Origin of the sequence: Mangrovibacterium lignilyticum (assembly GCF_010882175.1) — a bacterium.
In the GTDB taxonomy this organism is placed as follows: domain Bacteria; phylum Bacteroidota; class Bacteroidia; order Bacteroidales; family Prolixibacteraceae; genus Mangrovibacterium; species Mangrovibacterium lignilyticum.
Window position 1 is genome coordinate 674,705 of sequence record NZ_WKLH01000002.1, and the last position, 21,134, is coordinate 695,838.

Below are 21,134 nucleotides of genomic sequence, written 5' to 3' on the forward strand. Positions count from 1 at the left end.
TTTTTAGTAGAAATCGACTATTGGTTTGAAGAGAAATTGAAATACAGCGTCATTTGCTGACTGCGAATCCGCCAGTCATCAAAGGGTCCGTAATCGAAAAACTTATTTTTTTGTCCTGCAGGCCCCATGTTCCAAGCCTCGTTACATTTTGTTCCGATTGCCGGGATTGCCTGCATAAACGAGATGTCACCCCCGGGAAAAGCCGGTACAACGCGAGGATCAAACGGATCAGGCTGCGCCGGTGTGTACAATCTCAAAAAGACATCATCTGTTGATGTTGCCACTGTAAATGATTGTTCTTTTGATTGTATTTTTGCCCAATACAGATTGGAATGATAGCCTTTAAACTCGGGATAAATAATCGGACTAACACCTGTTATTGTATTGTTGTAAGCCTTCTGATGTAAGCCGAATTCAGCTCCCTGCATCCGGTTTTTCCACACGCGATAGGGGCCGTTTCCTAACCATTCTACTCCTTCAACCAATTCTTCCGGATAAGAGAAATCCACTCCCATCAAGTCGAAATCAACATCGTAAACCGGTGGGAAATAGTAAATGTGCAGTTTGGCCCAGCCATTCGGGTAAAAAGTCCAGGTGAATTCTTTCATCCGTGATGAATCTGCATCTCCTGTTTCAAAAGAACTAATCAGAACGATACTATCCTTTGAGGTTCTCGCCTCTACATTCTTAAAGGCTGTAACACCCGCGCTTAATGACGGGCCTTGGTTGAATGGAATGATACCCTCTTCGTTTTTCACCTGCTGCAACATCCCATTGTTCTTACTAATTGAAAACTGGTTCTTAGCGGCCTGAATCACAAATGCATCATCCCCTTCAGTCAGGCTCAATTTATCCGAGTTTGATGCAGATTCCACCAAATTACTTGCAACTTCACCTGCAGTATGCAGCGGATAACTCCATGTGTATAGTTCTTTTCCGTAACGATCGGTTGCCGTGATTTCCAGCACATCAAAATCGGCCCAATTTTCCGACAGCGGAATCACCAGTTGTCCTTTTGCTCCCGGATTCAAATCCGGTACAGGAATGCTACCTGTTTCCACTGTTTGGATGACCATTTGACCAGGCAAAGGCAGTTTTTGCAGTTTATAGCTGAAATTGCATTCGTTCAGGTTAGTATAAATATACCGGTTTTCGATACCTATTTTCTTTTCCCAAGTTGGCGTAATTTCCAGGTCTTCCAAACGAACCGGGCACCAAATTTTTTTAATAGCGAAGTAGCTCCCTTCACGCTCCAGCTTCGGTCCTACAATTCCGTCGGCACCATGGTTGCCGTCAGTGTCGTAGACTTCGCCTTCCTTGTCAGTTCTCAAAATTCCCTGGTCGAACAAATCCCACAGAAATCCACCGGCTGCTTTGGGTTTGTTCCAAATGTATTCCCAGTAATCGTACAAACTCGCTCCGTGCCCGCCATCATACATCCCATGCAGAAATTCAGTTGGCATGGTAATCAACCGGCCATTCCAAAAGGTTCCGGCACCGTAATCGTACCCCCGATAGTGTTGTGTGGCCAGGCCATTGTGCTCCATCCACGGATAAATTACCAGTCGTTTTTGAATATCGTATTGGGTGAACAGCTCATCGAATGCCGGATTATGTCCGCCTTCATTGCCATTATCCCACATCAGGATTGATGGATGATTCACATCACGCGTCACCATTTCTTTTACCAGCTTAGGCCCTACTTCGTTGTCGTAAGTTGCATGCCAACCGGTCAGCTCGTCCAGCACAAAAAGCCCGAGCGAATCACAAACTTCCAGAAAATGTGAATCCGGTGGGTAATGAGACATCCGAACCGCATTCATATTCATGGATTTGATCAATTCCACATCTTCGATACTAATTACCTTACTCGATGCACGTCCGTATTGCGCGCGGAATGTGTGACGGTTCACCCCTTTAAATTTCACTTTTACGCCGTTTACATACACGCCATCTCGCTGGCGGATTTCCACGGTGCGGAATCCAAAACGAGTTGTATTTTCATGAACGGTATTGCCGTTAGCCTGCAGCTCAAATTTCACCTGATACAGTTTCGGATATTCTGCGTTCCAGGCTTCAACGCCATTCAATTTAGCATGCAACTGTACTTTATCTGCTCCTTTTTTAAGCTCAGTAAAAAATGCGACACCTACAGGTTGCCCTTCGAGGCTGTAAATCTGCGCTTTCACGGCATCAGCACTCGATACACTTGTCAGAAATACATCAGCTGTGAACTCGCCATCTGCTTTCGCATCAATAGCAACACGTTCAATATTTTGCTCTGGTTTTGCTTCCAGGTACACCGGGCGATAAATACCTCCGAAAATCCAATAATCACCATGTCCTTCAGCCTTTTTAACCGATTCGTTGTTAGAATGCTTGGCTACAGTAACTTCCAACTGGTTCTGCTGTCCGTACTTCAGCAACTTACTGATATCGTATTGAAATTGGTAATAAGCTCCCTGGTGGACTACACCGGCTGATTTTCCGTTAACTTTCACATTTGCATCGGTCATCACTCCCTGAAAAACAATTTCGACTTGCTTTTTATTCCATTCTTTTGGTACGGAGAACTGGAAGCGATACAAACCTTTTTCATCCAGACGCTCTTCATCTTTGGCATGTCCGTAATTATAAACTCCAAATCCTTCTTGCTCCCAACAGGATGGAACAGGTATTTTTGTCCACTCACCGGAATTGCGACCTGCTGTGCAATAAAAATCCCACTCAACCTGCTTATCCACGCCTGTTCCCGACAAGTAAACCAGCTCAGTAGATTGGGCAGAAACCTGCAGACTAATGTAAACGTTTACAACTAACAAAAGAAGTAATTTGATCGACAATCTCATAAGTATAAAAATAGGTTTAGAATTGATACATGCTTTGTAAACCGCTAATTTAGTTATTTTTTTTAAGGGAAATAAGAAAATAATCCGAAAGTAGAACAGTTACAATCTCAGTTCCACAACTCAATTTAATTCAAAATATTTGAAAACGTTATCAGCCGGTCTTTCCATTAACAATCTTTTATTATCTATTCGCGTGATCTGTTTTCAAAATATCGGATAGAGGTCTTCATTCGCGAAAGAACAAAGAGGGAGCCCAAAGCTCCCTCTCCATATAATTTTTCACTAACTATTGAGATACATTATCATCGTTCTGTGTCAATGCAGGGTTTGAATCCAGGTCATACTGAGGAATCTTAAACAAGAAATCCTTTGAAGGAACAAACTCCAACGGTGTATACATATAAATTCCCTGTGTTACCCCCCATGCAACATGATTACTTACATTCTCGCCAATGCGATTGGTACGCAGTTCATCAAAGAACAATTGCCCCTCGCCAACCAATTCAAAGCCACGCTCGCGGTAGATCGAATCAGCCATTTGCTCTGTACTCAAACCAGCAGGAAGATCATCTAATCCGGCACGAGTACGAACCATATCAATTTTCTCATATGCATCAGCCGATGCTCCGTTCAGGTTATTTTCCGCTTCGGCATAATTAAGCAACACATCGGCATAACGAATGGCGTAGAAATCGGCCTGTGGCTTTTTCAAACTGGCAGATTCTTCAGTACGGTCGTAAAATTTGATATTACCGGGTGAGGCTGTTTTCCAACCTCTGGTTCCGGGATAAAATCCCTTGTCTTCGGGTACAAAAACAAGGGTGTCTAAAATATTCGATGTATTTCCTTTTTCTGTCTGGTAGAATCGCGTTAAAAATGTCCCTTCCTTACGTGCATCATCGTCGCTATATGACAGGTAGTGGTCGATGGTCGGACCAAAGCGACGATACATGTAACAACCGATTGTTGCTTCGGTAATATTCACTCCAAACATCACGTGCAGGTTGTTGTATTCGTTACCATAGTTGCCAAATTGAATTTCAAATACTGATTCGACACCGTTTTTATTGCCAGTGTTCCACCAATACCACAGATCTTTGAAATCGGGTTCCAATTCATATTCAGTCGATTGGATCACAGCCCCCAGGTAATCTTTGGCTTGCTGGTAGTAACTGTCATTCGACAACATATCTCCCATCGTCAGGTAAACATCGCCGAGCAGAGCTTGCGCTGCTCCCTGCGAAGCTCTCCAAACGTCGCTTGAGGCGTATTCCGATTTCTTAGGAAGATTTGCAATTGCATACTCAAGATCAGCCACAATATAGTTATAGGTTTCTTCAACCGTACTACGTGAAACTTCCAGTCCTTCGAGCCCTTCTGTAAAACTTTCAGGAATTGGTAGCCCACCATACATGCGTACCAGGTTGAAATAAGTCGCTGCCCTCAAGAAACGAGCTTCAGCAAAATATTGCGCTTTCAAATCTTCATCCATATCAATATCAGCACCACGACCAACCACCAAGTTCGCGCGGTTTATCGTTGCGTAGGCATCGTCCCAGTTTCCGAAGACCATTTTATCGGCATTGTTTATGTCCGACCAAACGTTCCACAAATGTACATTGTCTTTGGCATAAGCGGGAGCGCCAAACTCGGTCATCACCTCCAACTGCATAATGTATTTGTAATAGCGCACAAAGGTTTCCTGATAGCCGTCATACACACTGGTTAGGGCCATTTCCAAATCATCAGCTGACTGGTAGAAATTAGACGGTGAGAGGAAGGTATACGGATCTTCTTCCAGGTCAGTACATGAGGTAAAGCTAAAGATTACCAGACTGAAAAGAATATATTTTAATAGTTTCATAAGTCTTTCTAATTTTTGAGATTAAAATTTAGCTCTTACACCGAAAAGCATGGTTTTAGCATATGGAAATTTTGAATTGCCGTTCTCCGGATTATATCCCCTGTGGTTGGCGAAGTTGACGTAATTTTGAGCGTTCACATAGAAATACAGTTCATTAACCCAATTATACTTTTTGATGATGCTTGAGAAATCATATCCCAATTTGATATTTTGAATTACGAAATACTTCCAATCGCCATTGGTTTTGTCGCTTAGATAGGCTTCTTGCGCACCTGCCCGAGGCATGTTTCCATTGGTATTTGTAGTGCTCCACATACGCTCATAGGCATATTTTGTAGGAAGGTAGTTGCGGTTCTGAATCTGGTACTCACCATAAATCAAGTAATTATCATCGTCGTTGGATGCGATTCCGGAAGCTCCTTGTCCAAATACATCCAAGGTGAAATTCTTATAGCTCAAACGGGTTGAAATACCGTAGAAGAAATCCGGCATCGTTGAACCAATATTGATGTAGTCGGCTGAATTAATTGATTTATCATCGTTGCGATCAACATACATTTCTTCTCCCAACTGAGCGGAAGAACGAATTTCCTGGTAAGCTGCCAACTCTTCATCAGTCTTGATGATTCCGGCTGATTCGCGTGCCCAAACACTGTTTACCGGCTCCCCGATTTTCAGGTAACTGGCAATGCCCGATGATGATGATCCCAGGTTGATTTCCTCAACATCACCATAAAGTTCCACCACTTCATTTTTATTGCTTGAAACATTAAGCGTCACATCCAATTTCAGTTCGCGATCGATTACCCGGGCGTGTGTCGTCAATTCCAAACCGTAGTTTTTCACTTCGCCAATATTGTCGAGCATGCTTGAATACCCTGAAGTCGTTGGAATTGGTACATTGTACAGCAAATCTGAAGTCCGGCGTGTATAATAGTCCAGGTTGAAGTCCAACCGATCCCAGAAGCTAACATCTAAACCAACATTATACTGTACGTTGCGCTCCCATTTCAAATCGGGGTTTCCAATCGTTTCGGTGAAACCAAGAATTGGCACCGCGTTGTAAATGTAGTAAACCGACTGCAGTGTAGACAGCGACTTGTAGTTACCAATTTCCTGGTTCCCGGTTACCCCATAACTGGTTCTCAACTTCAGGTTTGTAACCGCCGATTGGTCAGCCATGAAGTTTTCCTGGTCAATTCGCCATCCGAAACCAACTGATGGAAAGAAACCCCATTTGTTGTTTTTACCAAAACGCGAAGATCCGTCGTAACGACCGGTAACAGTCAGCAAATACTTGTCAGCATATGAATAAGCTGCACGTGCAGTCCACGAAATCAAACGATTGGAATATTTATCGGTGTCATAGCTAATGCTCTCGGTATCGGATAACGACATATCGTAAGCCCCTGTAGCATCGTTTACAAAACCGCTACCAGAAATTTCCATGCTTTCGTAGTCGTAATCTTGCCATGAGTAAACACCTGTAGTCGTAAGCCGATGAACATCGTTCCAAGTATTCGTATAACTCAAAATATTTTCAGTCAAGCGGCTGGTCTTCCGGTAACTGCTTTGTCCACCAGTACCTGTACTACCCGATCCGATACCTGCAGTCGATTTTGACGTGTAATATTCGTAGCCTTTTTCATTCGCGATATCAACACCAAAGTTGGTTTTAAACTTGAAGTTTTTCAAAAACTTGAACTCAGCATACACATCCCCCAATACCCGATCACTCGATAATTGGTTTGTTACTTCGCTGGCTTCCGACACAGGATTCCAGGTTCCTTCAAAATAAGAGCTGATTGCCGGATCTTCAGTGGCGTAATACCACGATCCATCCGGGTTTTTGACGGGCACTGTTGGCCATCCGTAGCGAAAAATATTCTCTGTCGGATCTGTCCGGATATCACGTTGCGAACGGCTGATTTGCATGTGTGTACCCACAGTCAACCAAGGTTTAAACTCGTGGCTCAGGTTCGAGCGAACAGATAGTTTGTTGAACGCTGCAGCTTCAACCATCCCCTCCTGATTGTAGAGGTTTCCAGACAGCATGTATGTTGTTTTGTCTTTACCACCGGCGAAAGAGATTGAGTAATCCTGAGTCAATGAATTATCGCGCATAATTTCATCCTGCCAGTCCGTATCGTAAGCCGGAGCCGGATTGGATGAAGAATACACCGGCATTCCATTGGAGTATGTATAAGCCTCATTGATGAAGTCCAGAAAATCTTCGCGCCCCAACATCTCCGGAACACGAGCCGGAGTATTGACACCCAACGAACCGGAAACCTCCAGGTTGTTAGCTCCTTTGGAACCTCTTTTGGTGGTTATCAGAATTACACCGTTTGCACCACGAGAACCGTAAATAGCGGCAGAAGATGCATCTTTCAGAATTTCCATTGATGCGATATCATTGCTGCTAATGTCATTCAGGTTGTTATTGACAAGCGGAAAGCCATCAACAACAATCAACGGATCGTTGCCGGCACTAATAGAACCGCTACCACGAATACGTAAAGTTGGAGAAGAACCAGGAGAAGCGTCAGCATTCATCACTGCTACACCGGAGGCACGTCCAGAAAGAGCCTGAATAGGATTTGATCCATTTACCGTTACCAGGTCATCCGCAGATACGCGCGTCACCGAACCGGTCAGGTCACTCTTTTTCATCGTACCGTAACCAATGGCAATTACCTCTTCAATACCAACTGTTTCTTCTTCTAATAGTACATTTAGGCTGGTCTGCCCGTGGAAAAGTACTTCCTGACTCTGCATACCCACAAAAGATATCACGAGAACATCCCCTTCTCGAACATCAGCCAACGAAAAATTTCCGTCGACATCGGTGATGGCTCCATTGCTGGTTCCCTTCACTACAATCGTTGCACCCGGAATCGGCTCTCCGCCGGTTGTTTTTACTTGTCCGGTGACGGTTTGTGGCTGTGCTGATTTACCAGCTTTAGTGGAAGACTCATCTTCCCGAATAATAACCTGACGATCGAAAATCGAATATTTCAGGTTCTGATCTTTTAAAATGATTGCTAAAGCTTCTTCTATTGAAGCATTCTCCAGGTCCACATTAACTCTCTTACTTTCATCGAGTTCATTCAAATTATATAAGAAAACAAAATCGCTTTCAGATTCTATCTGGTTTAAAATTTCCTTAACAGTTGAGTTGTTAAGTTTCAGGTTGAGCTTCGTTGACTGCGAATAGGTGCTCGCAGCTGCTGTGATTACGAAGCAAAACGTAATCAACAAGGTTAGTTTCATGATTCTACATAACTTTTTAACGCTTCCCCTAAAAGGGAAGTCAGTTAATGACTTTTTTTTCATAAATTTGAAATGTTTAGATTATAACTAAATCAGCTGGTTTACAATGAACTGGCATAAACCGGAGGATGTGCCACCATCTTCCGGTTTTTTCATTTAGTTCAGTTCATATTCACCTGCACTGATTTTATTCACTTTTCCATCAGTAATATTTTCGAGGTATTCAAAAACTTCATTTAATTCGGCATTCAAGTTCAATTTACCGCTCATCACACGGCTTTGAATTTGAGGATCCGGTATTTGTATCGTAATATTGAAATAGTGCTCAACCTTATCAATCACGTCAACCAGTGGTTCCTCGTTGATTTCAAGAATTCCTTTTTTCCACGAGGAATAAGCCTTCTGGTCGCCTTTCACTAAGCGGGTATTGCCTGTCGCACCATTTGTTAATGCCTCCTGATTGGGTTTCATTTCCGTCCACCCGGCAAGAACCGAGTGTTCTGCGTTGCGAATCATTACCTTTCCTTCACTCAGGAATGTTCGTTGTTCAGGCAGATCGGCATATGCTTGCACTCGGAAGCTGGTTCCTAGTACCTTAATTTCAGTCAATATTGTATTGAGAAAAAACGGATGATCCGGATCTTTGGAAACGTCGAAAAATGCTTCGCCCAAAAGATAGGCTGATCGGTCTGTTCTGGAGAAATGTTCCGGAATTAGAATCCGACTACCGGCAGTTAACTGCACCTGGCTCTTATCAGGCAAGCCTACTCTTGCTCGCTTTCCGTATGGTACAACCACCATATTTACGCGATTTTCGGATCCCGTGGCGCTCATCACCAGCGTGTCGTTCCCTAAAATAAGCTTTCGGTCGGATACAAAATCAATCAACAAATCACTGTTACTAACTTCTTTCTTGCTGCCATCGGCCAAATAGATCGTCGTATTATTGGCTGCACTTTTTACCAACAACTGTTCAGATACAAAATGGGGGTTCACCTGCTCGGTCAGTTTCATGATTAAACTCCCCAGCGAAAAGAAAACAAGCGCTACTGCGGCGTAAGGCAGCAACTTTCGATACAACAACCTGGTCTTGATCTCCTGCTCAATTGTTTTTTGAGCCAGGATATTTCTGTATATCGCATCCTTTCTTTTTTCTGACACTGATTTATTCCGAACAGCGAGCAACAACAACTCTTCATGGGCTTTTATCAAAGCGGCTTTTTCTTCAGGATGTTCTTCCATGTACTTCTGGTAAAAAGCACTGGCTTCAACATCATTATCCATCGTCCAACGAATAAATCTCGGATCCTCAATGTAGTCTTTCAAATTTTTCATTCGTCTTGTGTCTTTACCTTCTAGTTGCACAGAATGCTTAAAAGTGGACATACATTTATGGAAAAAATACATGCTGCAAAACACATCGGTCTCCGATTCATGACACTCTCCGAAATTACTTATCAGCAGCAAGCGATCAACGATAGTTTTCCCCTGCAAACTTGTCTGAGAAATGACCTTTCAACAGTATAACAGTCCTCGACCATTGTAGCAAAAAAAAGGCAGCCGGAAAAGATTCTTTCCAAACTGCCTATAAACCATGTATATAAAAACGTATGAGAAAATCGTTCTCAAGTCATATCATCCATGCTTTAGAATCTTATTTATATCCCGGGTTTTGAGTGAAATTCGGGTTGGAGTCCATAGCTTGCTGCGGAATCGGGAACAACACTTTGTTATCGTCTTCCAGTGTCTTTTGCTCCCAAGTGGTTTTTGTAAATGTTTCGAATCGAATCTGGTCAGTACGCCTGATACCTTCCCAGTACATTTCACGACCTCGTTCATCGAGCATCATATCCAGGCTTGCAGTCATTTGGCTTGCTCCGCGTACTTCCCGCAATTCATCAACAATGCTCTGCGCTGTTTCGCCATTCGTTGCGGAACCACCTCGGAGAATAGCTTCAGCTTTCATCAGGCGAACGTCGGCAAAACGCATCAGCACAAAACCACCATCGCTATTCGGATCATACTTCAATGCCCGGAAGCCTGCATAGTCGGGGTTACCCGATAACAGGATCTCGCGTGTGTAGACTAAAGGATCACCAGTACGATTGTAGTAGGGAGTGCCATCGTCTTTCAACTGCGCTCCAACCAAAAATCCAAAACCACGACCGGTGGCAGGTTTAGTACCGATACGCTGATCAGCATCTTCAAAAATATCGTAAAAACTGCCGAGCGTTGTAGCTCCGTTCCAGCCACCCTGGCTGTTATGCAATTGTGGCCAAATCCACATGCCATTCCACCAACGGGTATAGATTAGAATCTTTTCACTTACTCCTGTAGCATTAAAATTGTCAAAATAATTGGATTCATAATCGAAGCCCATGTCAGCAACGGCATCGCAGTGCTCAATCACCATGTCCATGTCCGACGCACCGAATGAATAAGGACCGGCCGGCACATCGGCCTTGTAAACAGCTTTATTCAGATAGAAACGAGCCAGCAATGCGTGTGCAAATGCCTGCGTCACTTTCGTCAAATCTTCATAACCGGGACCACCTACAGGAAGGTCACTCATAGCTGTCTCCAGATCATTCACAGCATAATCAAAAGCTTCCGAGCGAGTCCAGACAACCGGATCAACATCAACCCCCTGCCCCACTTCACGAAAAGGCACTTGCCCAAATAAATCGATAATATTATACAAAAAGAAGCCACGCAAAGCATGCGCTTCTGCCGCTTGCAACTCCGTTGGTCCGGCAGCCAATATTTGGGTACAGTAATAAACCCCTTGGTTTAAATCGTTCCACACATCCAAAATATACGAGTGACCGGCATCCCAACCATGCGAGTGCAATTCGCGAAAGACTCCGCCATTTCCCCAGTCGGTTGATCGGGTAGGAATGATCATCTCATCAGATGTAGGTTCGTTCAAACCGCTAACACCAGTATACGACGATCCGACAATATCGCCCAATTTATTATAAGCCGAGTTCAGGTTTGCTTCAATATCAATGCTTCCACCACCTTCCGATTGCTCAATTTTTATCGAATCCAGATATTCCACATTCAGGTCGGTACATGCCCCCAACATCAGCATCGATACGGCCAGGAACAGCATGCTGTATTTTTGTATTTTGATTTTCATAACTGTTTCAAATTTGAATTGATTAGAATTTCACTTTAAGCCCCAATAAAATTGTCCGAGAACGTGGGTAGGTTGTATAGTCGATACCCAATGAAGGCACACCGTTGCTGCCTTTATTCACATTCACTTCAGGATCCTGTCCACTGTAGTTAGTGAAAACGGCCAGATTCTGACCAGTCACATAGAAACGCAAGCTCTTGAGAATGCTGGTCGATTTTAAAGGTACATTGTAGCCCAGGCTCACATCCTGCAAACGAACAAAGGAACCGCTCTCCAGGAATCGGGTTGAAGGGTCGGCAGTGTTCAGCGGAGATTCACCGTTGGTTACGATGTCTTTGGTCACATTGCGGCCGTTTGCCAGGTTACCGGCATAGAAAAAGGTGTTTGCAGTGTTACTGTACAACATATGTCCAAACTGACCACTCAGGTAAATATTAAGATCGAAATTTTTATAACTGAATGTATTGGTTAAACCGACATTTACTTTGGGAATGGGGCTTTCACCATAGTATTGCGGATAATCGCCATCGTAAACTGAAATTCCGTTTTCATCAAATCCCTGGAATTTCCGAATATAGTAGGTGTACATTGGCTGGTCGTTGGTAATCCGCTGAATGGTTACCCCCGACAAGCCTTGTCCGTCGAGCACACCAGTTTCAATGGTCGTTGATAAATCTTTTACAATGTTTTTATTGTAGCTAACATTGGTTGTTATTCCCCAATTAAAATCGGACTTGCTTAACACATCAGCATTCAGCGAAAACTCAACCCCGGTGTTATAAATGTTTCCATCCATATTGGTCCAGTAAAATGACTGTGGTGCCGGTTGCGCACTGTTTAAACGCAACAATAAATCGGTTGTTTTCTTGCGATAAAAATCGATGGATCCCGACAAACTATTTCCTAGGAATCCGAAATCGATACCGGCATTGAACTGACTGGTTGTTTCCCACTTCAGATCCGGATTATCAAAAGTAACAAAGTAAATTCTTCCGGTATTTATTTCGCCCTCACCGTCTAAAGCCGAACTATTATACCGTTGCCGTTGCGTATACAGGTTGTGCGGAATTTCCTGGTTACCCGTAATCCCCCAGCCCAAACGAACTTTCAAATTACTGAATGCTTCAGGAATAAAACTTTCCTCAGACAAACGATACCCCAATGCCATGGATGGGAAATACCCATACTTGTTATTATCACCAAAGCGTGTTGAACCGTCCGCACGCATGGTCGCTGTCAGCAGAAGTTTTTCTTTAAACACGTAGTTTAAACGAGCAAAGAACGATTGCAGTTCATCTTTTTGAGCACTTGAGTTCCCAACAATTGATTCGCCCGCTGCGATATTATTCATCATCAAATCAACATCACTGAAACGGAATTTGGCAGCTTGCATGCTTGAAGTTTCCAATTCGAACGATTGATAGGAATAACCCAGCAATGCATTCAATTTTGAATTTTCCATTTCCTTATTGTAAGTCAGATAATTTTCCCAAAGATTGTTCTTCCGACTGATAGTACTAATACCGGCTTTACCGTTTTCGTATATGTACTGGGCATACAAATCAGGTGAATACGCATATTTCCGTTCCGATTTCGAGAAGTCGTTACCGTAGATCGTTTTAATACTTAAATCCTTGGTAATTTTCAACTCAGCCGACAGACTTGCCAACGAACGTAACGTACTGGTGTTATCCTTGCTGTATGCTAACATGGCAACCGGGTTCAACTGATCGTAGGAGCTTTGGTTGTATTCACCGTCGACCATAACCGGTTGAGTTGGATTCATATACAAAGCCGAGGCAATCAGGTCACCATAGTGGTTCGGACTATTTCCGATTGGCACGCCACTATCTTCAACATCAGATACTGTAAACTGGCTTTCAAACTTCAGGCGGTCGTCGAAAAAGCTACGATTACCATTGACACGTACCGTGTAGCGTTTCAGCGAACTTTCCTTAACAATACCGTTTTGATCCAGGTAACTGATTGAAACCCGGTAGTCACCGCGGTCATTGCGATTGCCGAACGAGATATTGTGGTTTTGCGAAACACCTGTCCGAAAGATTTCGTCTTGCCAGTCAGTTTCAGAACCGCCATCCAATGATGATGAATTCCCACCATAGCCGTCAATAGCATCAAGGTACTCCTGTGCACCAAGTACATCGTATTTTTGTGTAATGGAACTGATACCTACAGAAGAAGAGTAGTCGATTCCGGTATCTCCGCCTGCACCACTTTTTGTTGTGATGATCACAACCCCATTGGCACCGCGAGAACCGTAGATTGCAGTTGCCGATGCATCCTTTAAAATGGTAATATCTTTGATATCATCCGGGTTCAGGAAGTTAAGCGGGTTACGGGCTGTACTTCCACCGAAGCTGACATCCTCTCCTTGAGGAGAAACATCATCACCACTCAATGGAACTCCATCAACCACAAAAAGCGGGTTGTTTCCACTACGCACCGATGAAGTACCCCGGATGTTAATGTTCATTGCTGCACCGGGCTCACCACTTGACGAAGTGATCTGAACACCGGGAGAGCGTCCTTGAATTAGTTGCTCAGGAGAAGCTACCATTCCCTTGTTAAAATCGTCGGAGCTAACACGAGATACTGCTCCGGTTACATCTTTAATTGAGGTAGTACCATAACCCACAGCCACGATTTCCTCAATACCAACGGTTTCTTCCTGCAGTTTAATCTCCAGTGTCGCTTGCCCTTCATAGACAACTTCCTGTGTCACCATGCCGACGAAAGAAATTGCAATCACGTCACCTACCGATACTTCCGGCAGTTGAAATTTACCATTCTCATCGGTTATTGCCCCGTTCGTGGTTCCTTTTATCACCACTGTGGCACCCGGGACAGGCTCTCCATCGGATGATTTAACCGTTCCGGTAACTGTCTTCGACTGTTGCCCTTGATTAGGCACAGCCTGATTATCATTTTTGCGGATGATAATCTGACGATCGTAAATGGAGTACTTTAAATTTTGATCACTCAAGATAACATTAAGTGCTTCGTCAATTGAAGCATTTTCCAAGTCGATATTCACTCTCCTTGTTTCGTCCAATTCATTTAAATTGTACAGGAAAATGTAATCGCTTTCACTCTCAATCCGGTTCAAGATTTCTTTAACCGACGAATTCGTAAGTTTTAGGTTCAGCTTCGTGCTTTGTGAATAAGAGTTGGCTGCAGCCGTAACTACAAAACACAAAGAGAAAAGTGCGATTAATCTCATAATTCTCCCCAATGTTTTAACTCTTCCCCATAACGGGAAGACGTTTAACGATTTTTGTTCCATAAATTTGGTTTGTTTAGATTAATAACTAAAGCCACTGGTTTCCATCAAACTGTCATATACCGATTTATGTGCCACCATTTGTCGGTTGACTGGATTATCCGGGGTTTTCCAGGACCTATTTGATCGAGTTTTTCATTCGTAATATTTTGTGATGAATATGATCTAATTTGCTTTCCGTCGGCGGGCCTGGTTGCTCGCCTCTGAATCAATTCCGGCTTATCCCGACTGAAAGAAAATTATGTGATTGATGATTATTCGGTTTCTGAATAAGCGAACTACTCTGGAATCTTTTTCCAAAGGGCACTGCATCATTTCCGTGACGTGCTGTTTCGCTACTGGCATGTTTAGTTTGTTAGTTTAACCTATAATTGATGCCGCAGGACAAAAGTGGACATGAAAAAATAAAAAACTCAACATGCTCTAAAACACATCCATAGCAGTCTCCCAATTTCTAGCGGAAAACTACTTCAAAAAGGACTTAATATTAATATGAAGTGAAAAGAGCTCAAGAAACTGATCGGCCAAAATCTCCTTCAACCGGGAAATTATGCGGTACACTTGTTTCTTGGCCGAATCGGGTTGAATGCCCAATAACTCACCAATTTCTTTATAGGAAAGGTTACTGTAAAATTTGAGATAAAGTATTTCACGGGCTGAGGGCGTCAGTTCCTGAACGGTATCTTTGACCAACTGAATGCGTTTGTTCTCGATTCCAACGTGTTCTTCCGATTCAATTTCAAGCTCTAAATTGAAGGCATCCAACGACAAATTCAGATCTTCAACTCGACTCTTTTTTCTTAGCTTTTGATAAATGGTTAGTTTAAGCGACTTTAACAAGTAAAACTCAAGCTGTTTCGTATCTGAAAGATTTTCCCGGTGAGTGTACAACTTGATAAATAATTCCTGAATGCAATCTTCCACCAATTCGTCGTCGTTGGTTATTTTCGTACCGTAATGAAAAAGACGGTCATAAAAGAAATCGTAAATCCGACGAAAGGATTCGTGATCGCCCTTTTTAAACTGCCTCCATTCATTAGTCCAATTATATGATGGTTGAAAAACTCCCGACATGTAATATGAAATTTTAGTGGGAAATTAATATTAATCTTCTTAATCGCCCACTTCCAATGCATTCTATTCCTTGAAATTTTCGTCAAGAGAACTGCTGTTTATATTTTTACTTCCCCTGCAAGCTGATTCAGGAAAACTTCCAAATTGGTATAGCCACCTTTTTCAGCTTTCATCCCTCCATCGGCTGCATCATTGGGATCTAGGCCGTTTTTCAGTTCCCAATCGTCAGGCATTCCGTCGCCATCAGTATCAACAAGAGCCGGCAAACTTTTCAATTGTGGCCAACCACCGGCTTCCTCCACTTTATTTATCACACCTGTTCCTTCAATAGCCAGTTCGCCGGCAGCTTGCGCAACAATATGATCTTCGCGCAAATCTCTACGGGGAACAATTACACCGACATTTTCCAACACCAGATTGTAAGCTTTTGTCGCAGATACTTCCGGTGTCTCAACGGTTGGTAATGCTTCTTGAAGCAAACCATTCGCTGCATTTACACCGTCTTCAAATTCAACACCGTTGGCATTGTCGCTGGCAAGCGCATCGTTACCTTCCATAACATTGTCGGACACAAACCATTTTCCTTGAAAATGATAGCCCTGTGCATTGTCGACCCGAACGAACCGGTTTTTAACGACCTCGCTGGTATTCGGGCCCGGCTTGTAGTAGTTACCTGCAAAGTTTATGGATCGGGGTTTCCCGTCGCCAGTACGATATCCGTAGTTAAACACCACATTGTTGCGAAAATCAACGTCGATTGAGCTTTCTATATGGTTGCCGCCAATACTTGGGTTGCGCGCCACACCCGAAGCAAACAAGTTAAACAAGTACGAGGCCCGGTTACCACCCAAAGAAGCGGAGAATCCATGCGCTCCTTTTTCGTGTACCGATTTATTCAACGGTTCTGAAATCATACACCATTGTACCGTAATATTTTCGGTTCCATGCCAGGTGTTCAACACTTCATCTACCGTCCAGCTGATGGTACAGTGATCTACAATGACATTTTTACTATCTCGAATTTCGATGCCATCAATTTCGCTTCCGATCAATCCGGATTCAATGCCCGGACGAACCCTGATAAACCGGCAAACAACATCATGAGTCCCGGTAATATGCAACGGAAAATCTTTCAAACAAATGCCATCTCCCGGAGCTGTTTGTCCGGCAATTGTAATGTACGGATTCGAAACCGTGAGCATCGATTTCAGTGAAATATTTCCGGAAACCCTAAAAACAATAGTTCGCGGTCCTTCTGCTTCAACTGCAGAACGCAAACTACCGGGGCCACTGTCATTCAGGTTTGTTACTTCGATTACTTTGCCGCCCCGACCTCCTTGCGAATAGGCCCCGTAGCCCATCGCACCGGAAAAAGCCAGTTGCTGCGCATTCAACGAACAACTACATAGCACAATCGCTATGAGAATCGAATATGTTTGAAATGAATTCATAAGTTTGAAGTTGTCTTATTTTACTGAAACATCGCTTCCAGTTTGTCGAAGTCCTTCAGTGCATTCGGCGGAAGGTTTTCACCATCGTCTCCAAAAACTTTCAGGTCATTGCCCGTTTCAACAGTGATAACTGATTCATCCAAATTGCCTTCCTTGTCAAAAACCTTCGACTCGTCCATTTTTAAATACTTCGCCATGAAGTGATACATGGCGATTCTTTTAGATGGCCCGTAATCGTGCTTTTCATTCGGCAGGTGCACGTTTTCAACCACTGCATCGGGGCCATAAAAGCTGTAAATCCTTTTTAAAAATGGGAACTCAAGTTCCGGAACATTGGCAGTCCAGTCACCTCCGTCGGAAACAACAAGTTGTGGTTTAGGGGCGAATAAGCCGGCAATCTCAACGTTATTGGTTCCGCCTCCGCAAAGATGAATCGGGTTACCGCTTTCACACGGACAACCGCCATAATGAATGGCCGATAGCATCACAACAGGAACACTCACATCAATCCGGTCATCGATGGCTAAAATCAGCATCGTGTGACTGCCACCTCCTGAACCTCCCGTAATTCCTACCCGATCAGTATCTGCGTAATCAAAGTTGAGCAGATAATCCAGCAGGCGGATACTGTTTAGAGCCTGCACCGTATTGGCCAAACTCTTCCGGTGATATTTCATTGGGAACTGCAAGCCGGATTCACCCCAGCCAAACAGATCGTAGCTAATGCTCATCGCTCCCATGCGGGCCAAACCGGCACAACGCTTTTGAATATCTGGATTGTAACGTCCATCACCAAAATGACCATTTGGGCAAAGTACAACCGGAATTTTTCCTTTGATCTTTGCAGGGCGATAGATCGATCCGCAAACATAAACTCCGGGCAATACTTCCAAGGCTATGTTTTGAATGGTGTATCCGTCCATCTCCCTTACTTTGGTCAGGATTGGCTTCGAATCAGGCTTTGCAGGAGCTTTATCCAAACGAACAGCCGTTGGCAAGCAACTTCTTAGCTCAGCTCGGCGAGCTTCCCATTCTTCCTTATTCGAGTACAACCCACTCAGATAATCCAAAAACTCGCGGGCTTCGGCAACTGTTTTTCGGTGATAACGAAATTCTTCAACCTTATAAACTCCTGATTTTTCATCCTGATTCGCGACCAAATCGAAAGGTGACAAAACGTTTTTTAAGGTTTCTTCCAACTCCGGACGCAAACGCCAATCGGCATAGTTGAGCATTAATCCGGCAACATCTTTCTCTGAGAACTTGATTTGCACATCGTAACGCTGCTCAATGTCCTTTAATACTTCGTTTAAAGGACGTTGATATTTATTATCAGAATTCACCAGTTGCGCATTGGCACAGAATGCCAGCAGTACGATTCCGATGATTGCAAGTTTGATTCGTTTCATCTATTCTTATTTTGAGGCTAAGTGATTAAACATTCACTCATAGTCATTGATGGTCAACTGACTGAAAACGAAGGATGATCACTGCGTACTTCTTCTCTATTCCGGCCACTGTTCGTAAACTATTTTCTCAGTGTCCAGCTGTGTTGGATCGATCACCACGTGTTTTATACGTTCGCGTCGCCAGGTATAAACCACATGCACCAAACCATCGGAGGTTTGAATAACCGACGGATAAGAATACTGGCTAATTTCCGAATCTTCCAGAACCAAAGCTGCCTCCCAATGCTTGCCGTCTTTCGAGATCGCCACGTTCAACGGTGTCCGGTAGCCTTTGGGAGCATTCACCGGCGTCTTCACGTGATTGTACACAATGAGCTGACGGCCGTCTTTCAAACTTACCGCATCGATTCCTGAGTTGTTACTCGGCAAACCGGAAGGCTGCATCAGCGACCATGTTTTACCCTGATCAGCCGACCAGGACGAACCGATGACAGCATTTCTGGTACGGGTAAGGCTTTGCATCCGTCCGTCAGCATAGATCAGCAATGTGGGCTGTATAGCCGAATATATTTTACCATCGTTGATGTAGTCGCCCTTCTCCCAAGTTTTTCCTTCATCCTGAGTAAACTCAAAATAGGTCCTCCACCCGCCATCACCTTCGACACTGGTTGGACAAATCAAAGATCCGTCGGCCAGCAAAAGCGGTTTATTTTTCACTGGCCCGTAAATGCCTTGTGGCAGGCGTTCAGGCTCCGACCATGTTTTTCCATTATCAGACGAACGTATCATCAGTCCCCACCATTCCGAAGGTTTCGGGCCAACTTTATAAAATAACAGCAGATCACCGCCAGGCATTTGAAACAACACCGGATTCCAACTCGGGTAACGCAACGTGTCGTTTTGCACGCCGTTTGCCACCTCCACTGCTTCAGTCCATTTGCCGTTTTCATTGCGGCTCACCCAAATACCAACGTCGGGATTTCGTTCGCGGGTTCCTCCAAACCAAGCAGAGACTAATCCGGTCGGAGTTTCGGCAATCGTTGCAGAATGACAGGATGGATAAGGCGCTTCAGTGTAAATAAACTCGTCAACCAAAATGCCTTTTTTCCATTTATTTTTTTGAGCTGATGCCGGCAAACTAAAAATGAGCCCAAGCAATACAGCCACCAATACTGTTTTTTTCATCTTCCTACCTTTTCAAATTACAATTTGCACTCCAGTTTATGAAGTGTTGCTGTGCGACCAACTTCTTTGCCATCAACCAAGATGTAAAGACCTTTGCCATGATTGTATTTTTCACCGGTTTTATCCCAAACGATGGTCAGCATTTTACCATGATAAAGCACGTTATCGAGGCAAAACCAGTCCCATTTTCCTTCCGGAATCAATGGGTTTACTTCAATCATTTCATCAGCACGCGGACGTAATCCAACCAAGCCGGTGATGACCAAATCGTTAAAGGTTGAATGGTTGTAATAGCGGCTACGTTCCTGGTCGCCTTTCAGCCAGTAGCCGGTAACTTCATCCAGGTACTCACCCACATACGGGCGTCCGCGGTAATATTGCGACTCGACATACAATTCCATTTGGCGGAAGTAGACGCTATCGGTCACTACATCCTGATTATAATTGTTGAGCAAATTGGCTAAACCAGTCAATGTTTGAGCTGTTGCGAACGGCCAAATAGCGCCATCCCACTCACACTTACAACAACCATGCGATCGGAAATCGGGATGGCGACGCTCAGCAGTCGTCAATCCGAAAGGAGCTGAGAAGCCATTATTATCGATAATCTGGTCCCAAGCCACCGACTGCGATGGGGTAGGTAAATTGAAATACCAGGGAATGAATCCAATCTGTTCGCGGACCTTTGCAAAACCACCCGACTCCTTCACTGTCTCAAAAAACTGATCTTCCGAATCCCAAAGATTTTTATCGATCAGTTCTTTCAGCGTATCGGCTTTTGCCGCATATAAAGTTGAAGTTTCATTATCGTCCTTCAGGCGGGCAATTTCTGAAATCGCTTCAGCATTTCCGCACATATAACTGTTGATCGTAGGACGTTCATTTTTCACGTGTCTTCCACCGCTGATTTGTTCTTCCATGCCATCCTTCACATCGTTCTGCCAAAAAAGCCCGTTTGATGTGCGTCGTTCCTGCTCCCAGCGGTTGTAGTCAGTTGTCAAATCCGGTAATAGATCCACCAAATAGTTTTTATCGCTATTCACGTAGTAAGCTTGCAATAAAGCATAAGGAGTCCAGCTACTGAATTTGTGCAATTTACCCATTGGTTTGCCATCATTACCACGGTACCAAACATGTACATATTGCTCAATGTATTCAGGATTATGTAACCAACGGCCCTCCATTATATGGTGCCCCATGGCACAAGCAATCAAGTTATACTTATCGGCATAAGGACGGTCAATCAAAAATTCAGTGATTCCCCAACCTGCCGGAGTTTCTCTGATGTGCTTGCGGTAAGTCCACCAGCGATAGTAATAGATTTCTTCGAAGTTATCCTGTGGGCATTCAAACAAAGGAATATTTGTTTTCATCCAATCCCAGGCTTCTGCGTTCGGAATGGCAAACGATAAATTCTCATCTTCCATGCGGTTGAAATAATCCACATAGTGTTTAAAATCGTCAACCTTTAAAATGCTCTTATCTTTCGATTTTCCGGCGGCTAAAAGGTTTCCCTGGCTTAAACCTGTCAGGGAAACTAACAAAACCATGATGTATAAAGAGACTGTTCTATTGAAATTCATTTT

General features: G+C 43.7%; 12 protein-coding genes. 1 reads left to right on the top strand and 11 read right to left on the bottom strand.

What is annotated here, in order from left to right; genetic code table 11:
* Positions 1 to 17 precede the first annotated feature (17 nt).
* The 4 genes from GJV22_RS10100 to GJV22_RS10115 form a co-directional block, all read right to left on the bottom strand.
* On the bottom strand, positions 18 to 2,849 hold the full coding sequence (locus tag GJV22_RS10100) for a glycoside hydrolase family 2 TIM barrel-domain containing protein (protein WP_163712498.1): 2,832 nt from the start codon (positions 2,847 to 2,849) through the stop codon (positions 18 to 20).
* A gap of 286 nt (positions 2,850 to 3,135) precedes the next feature.
* Entirely contained in the window at positions 3,136 to 4,713 is a 1,578-nt protein-coding gene (locus GJV22_RS10105) for a RagB/SusD family nutrient uptake outer membrane protein (RefSeq protein WP_163712500.1), read from the bottom strand.
* A gap of 21 nt (positions 4,714 to 4,734) precedes the next feature.
* Positions 4,735 to 7,986, bottom strand: coding sequence for a TonB-dependent receptor (locus GJV22_RS10110; RefSeq protein ID WP_205461824.1), 3,252 nt, complete (start codon positions 7,984 to 7,986; stop codon positions 4,735 to 4,737).
* A gap of 156 nt (positions 7,987 to 8,142) precedes the next feature.
* The gene (locus GJV22_RS10115) at positions 8,143 to 9,321 is read right to left on the bottom strand and encodes a FecR family protein (RefSeq protein WP_163712505.1); all 1,179 of its coding nucleotides are present in this window, start codon (positions 9,319 to 9,321) and stop codon (positions 8,143 to 8,145) included.
* Between the two features lie 57 nt (positions 9,322 to 9,378).
* On the opposite strand from GJV22_RS10115, the gene GJV22_RS22315 reads away from it, so the two are divergent.
* Positions 9,379 to 9,513, top strand: coding sequence for a hypothetical protein (locus GJV22_RS22315; protein ID WP_262888217.1), 135 nt, complete (start codon positions 9,379 to 9,381; stop codon positions 9,511 to 9,513).
* A 127-nt stretch (positions 9,514 to 9,640) separates the two neighbouring features.
* Here GJV22_RS22315 and GJV22_RS10120 read toward each other — a convergent pair whose 3' ends face one another.
* The 7 genes from GJV22_RS10120 to GJV22_RS22165 all read right to left on the bottom strand — a co-directional run bounded on the left by GJV22_RS10120 (position 9,641) and on the right by GJV22_RS22165 (position 21,131).
* On the bottom strand, positions 9,641 to 11,128 hold the full coding sequence (locus GJV22_RS10120; protein WP_163712508.1) for a RagB/SusD family nutrient uptake outer membrane protein: 1,488 nt from the start codon (positions 11,126 to 11,128) through the stop codon (positions 9,641 to 9,643).
* Positions 11,129 to 11,150: 22 nt separating this feature from the next.
* Positions 11,151 to 14,369 (bottom strand): TonB-dependent receptor, encoded by a 3,219-nt coding sequence (locus GJV22_RS10125; protein ID WP_163712510.1) that lies wholly within the window; start codon positions 14,367 to 14,369, stop codon positions 11,151 to 11,153.
* 525 nt (positions 14,370 to 14,894) lie between these two features.
* Positions 14,895 to 15,503: an RNA polymerase sigma factor gene (locus tag GJV22_RS10130; RefSeq protein WP_163712513.1), complete on the bottom strand. Its 609-nt coding sequence runs from the start codon at positions 15,501 to 15,503 to the stop codon at positions 14,895 to 14,897.
* Positions 15,504 to 15,601: 98 nt separating this feature from the next.
* Complete coding sequence (locus GJV22_RS10135) at positions 15,602 to 16,954, bottom strand: pectate lyase (protein ID WP_238480311.1); 1,353 nt, start codon at positions 16,952 to 16,954, stop codon at positions 15,602 to 15,604.
* 20 nt (positions 16,955 to 16,974) lie between these two features.
* On the bottom strand, positions 16,975 to 18,363 hold the full coding sequence (locus GJV22_RS10140; protein WP_163712518.1) for an alpha/beta hydrolase family protein: 1,389 nt from the start codon (positions 18,361 to 18,363) through the stop codon (positions 16,975 to 16,977).
* 96 nt (positions 18,364 to 18,459) lie between these two features.
* The gene (locus GJV22_RS10145; protein WP_163712520.1) at positions 18,460 to 19,548 is read right to left on the bottom strand and encodes a sialidase family protein; all 1,089 of its coding nucleotides are present in this window, start codon (positions 19,546 to 19,548) and stop codon (positions 18,460 to 18,462) included.
* 17 nt (positions 19,549 to 19,565) lie between these two features.
* Entirely contained in the window at positions 19,566 to 21,131 is a 1,566-nt protein-coding gene (locus GJV22_RS22165) for an MGH1-like glycoside hydrolase domain-containing protein (RefSeq protein ID WP_205461825.1), read from the bottom strand.
* Positions 21,132 to 21,134: the final 3 nt, after the last annotated feature.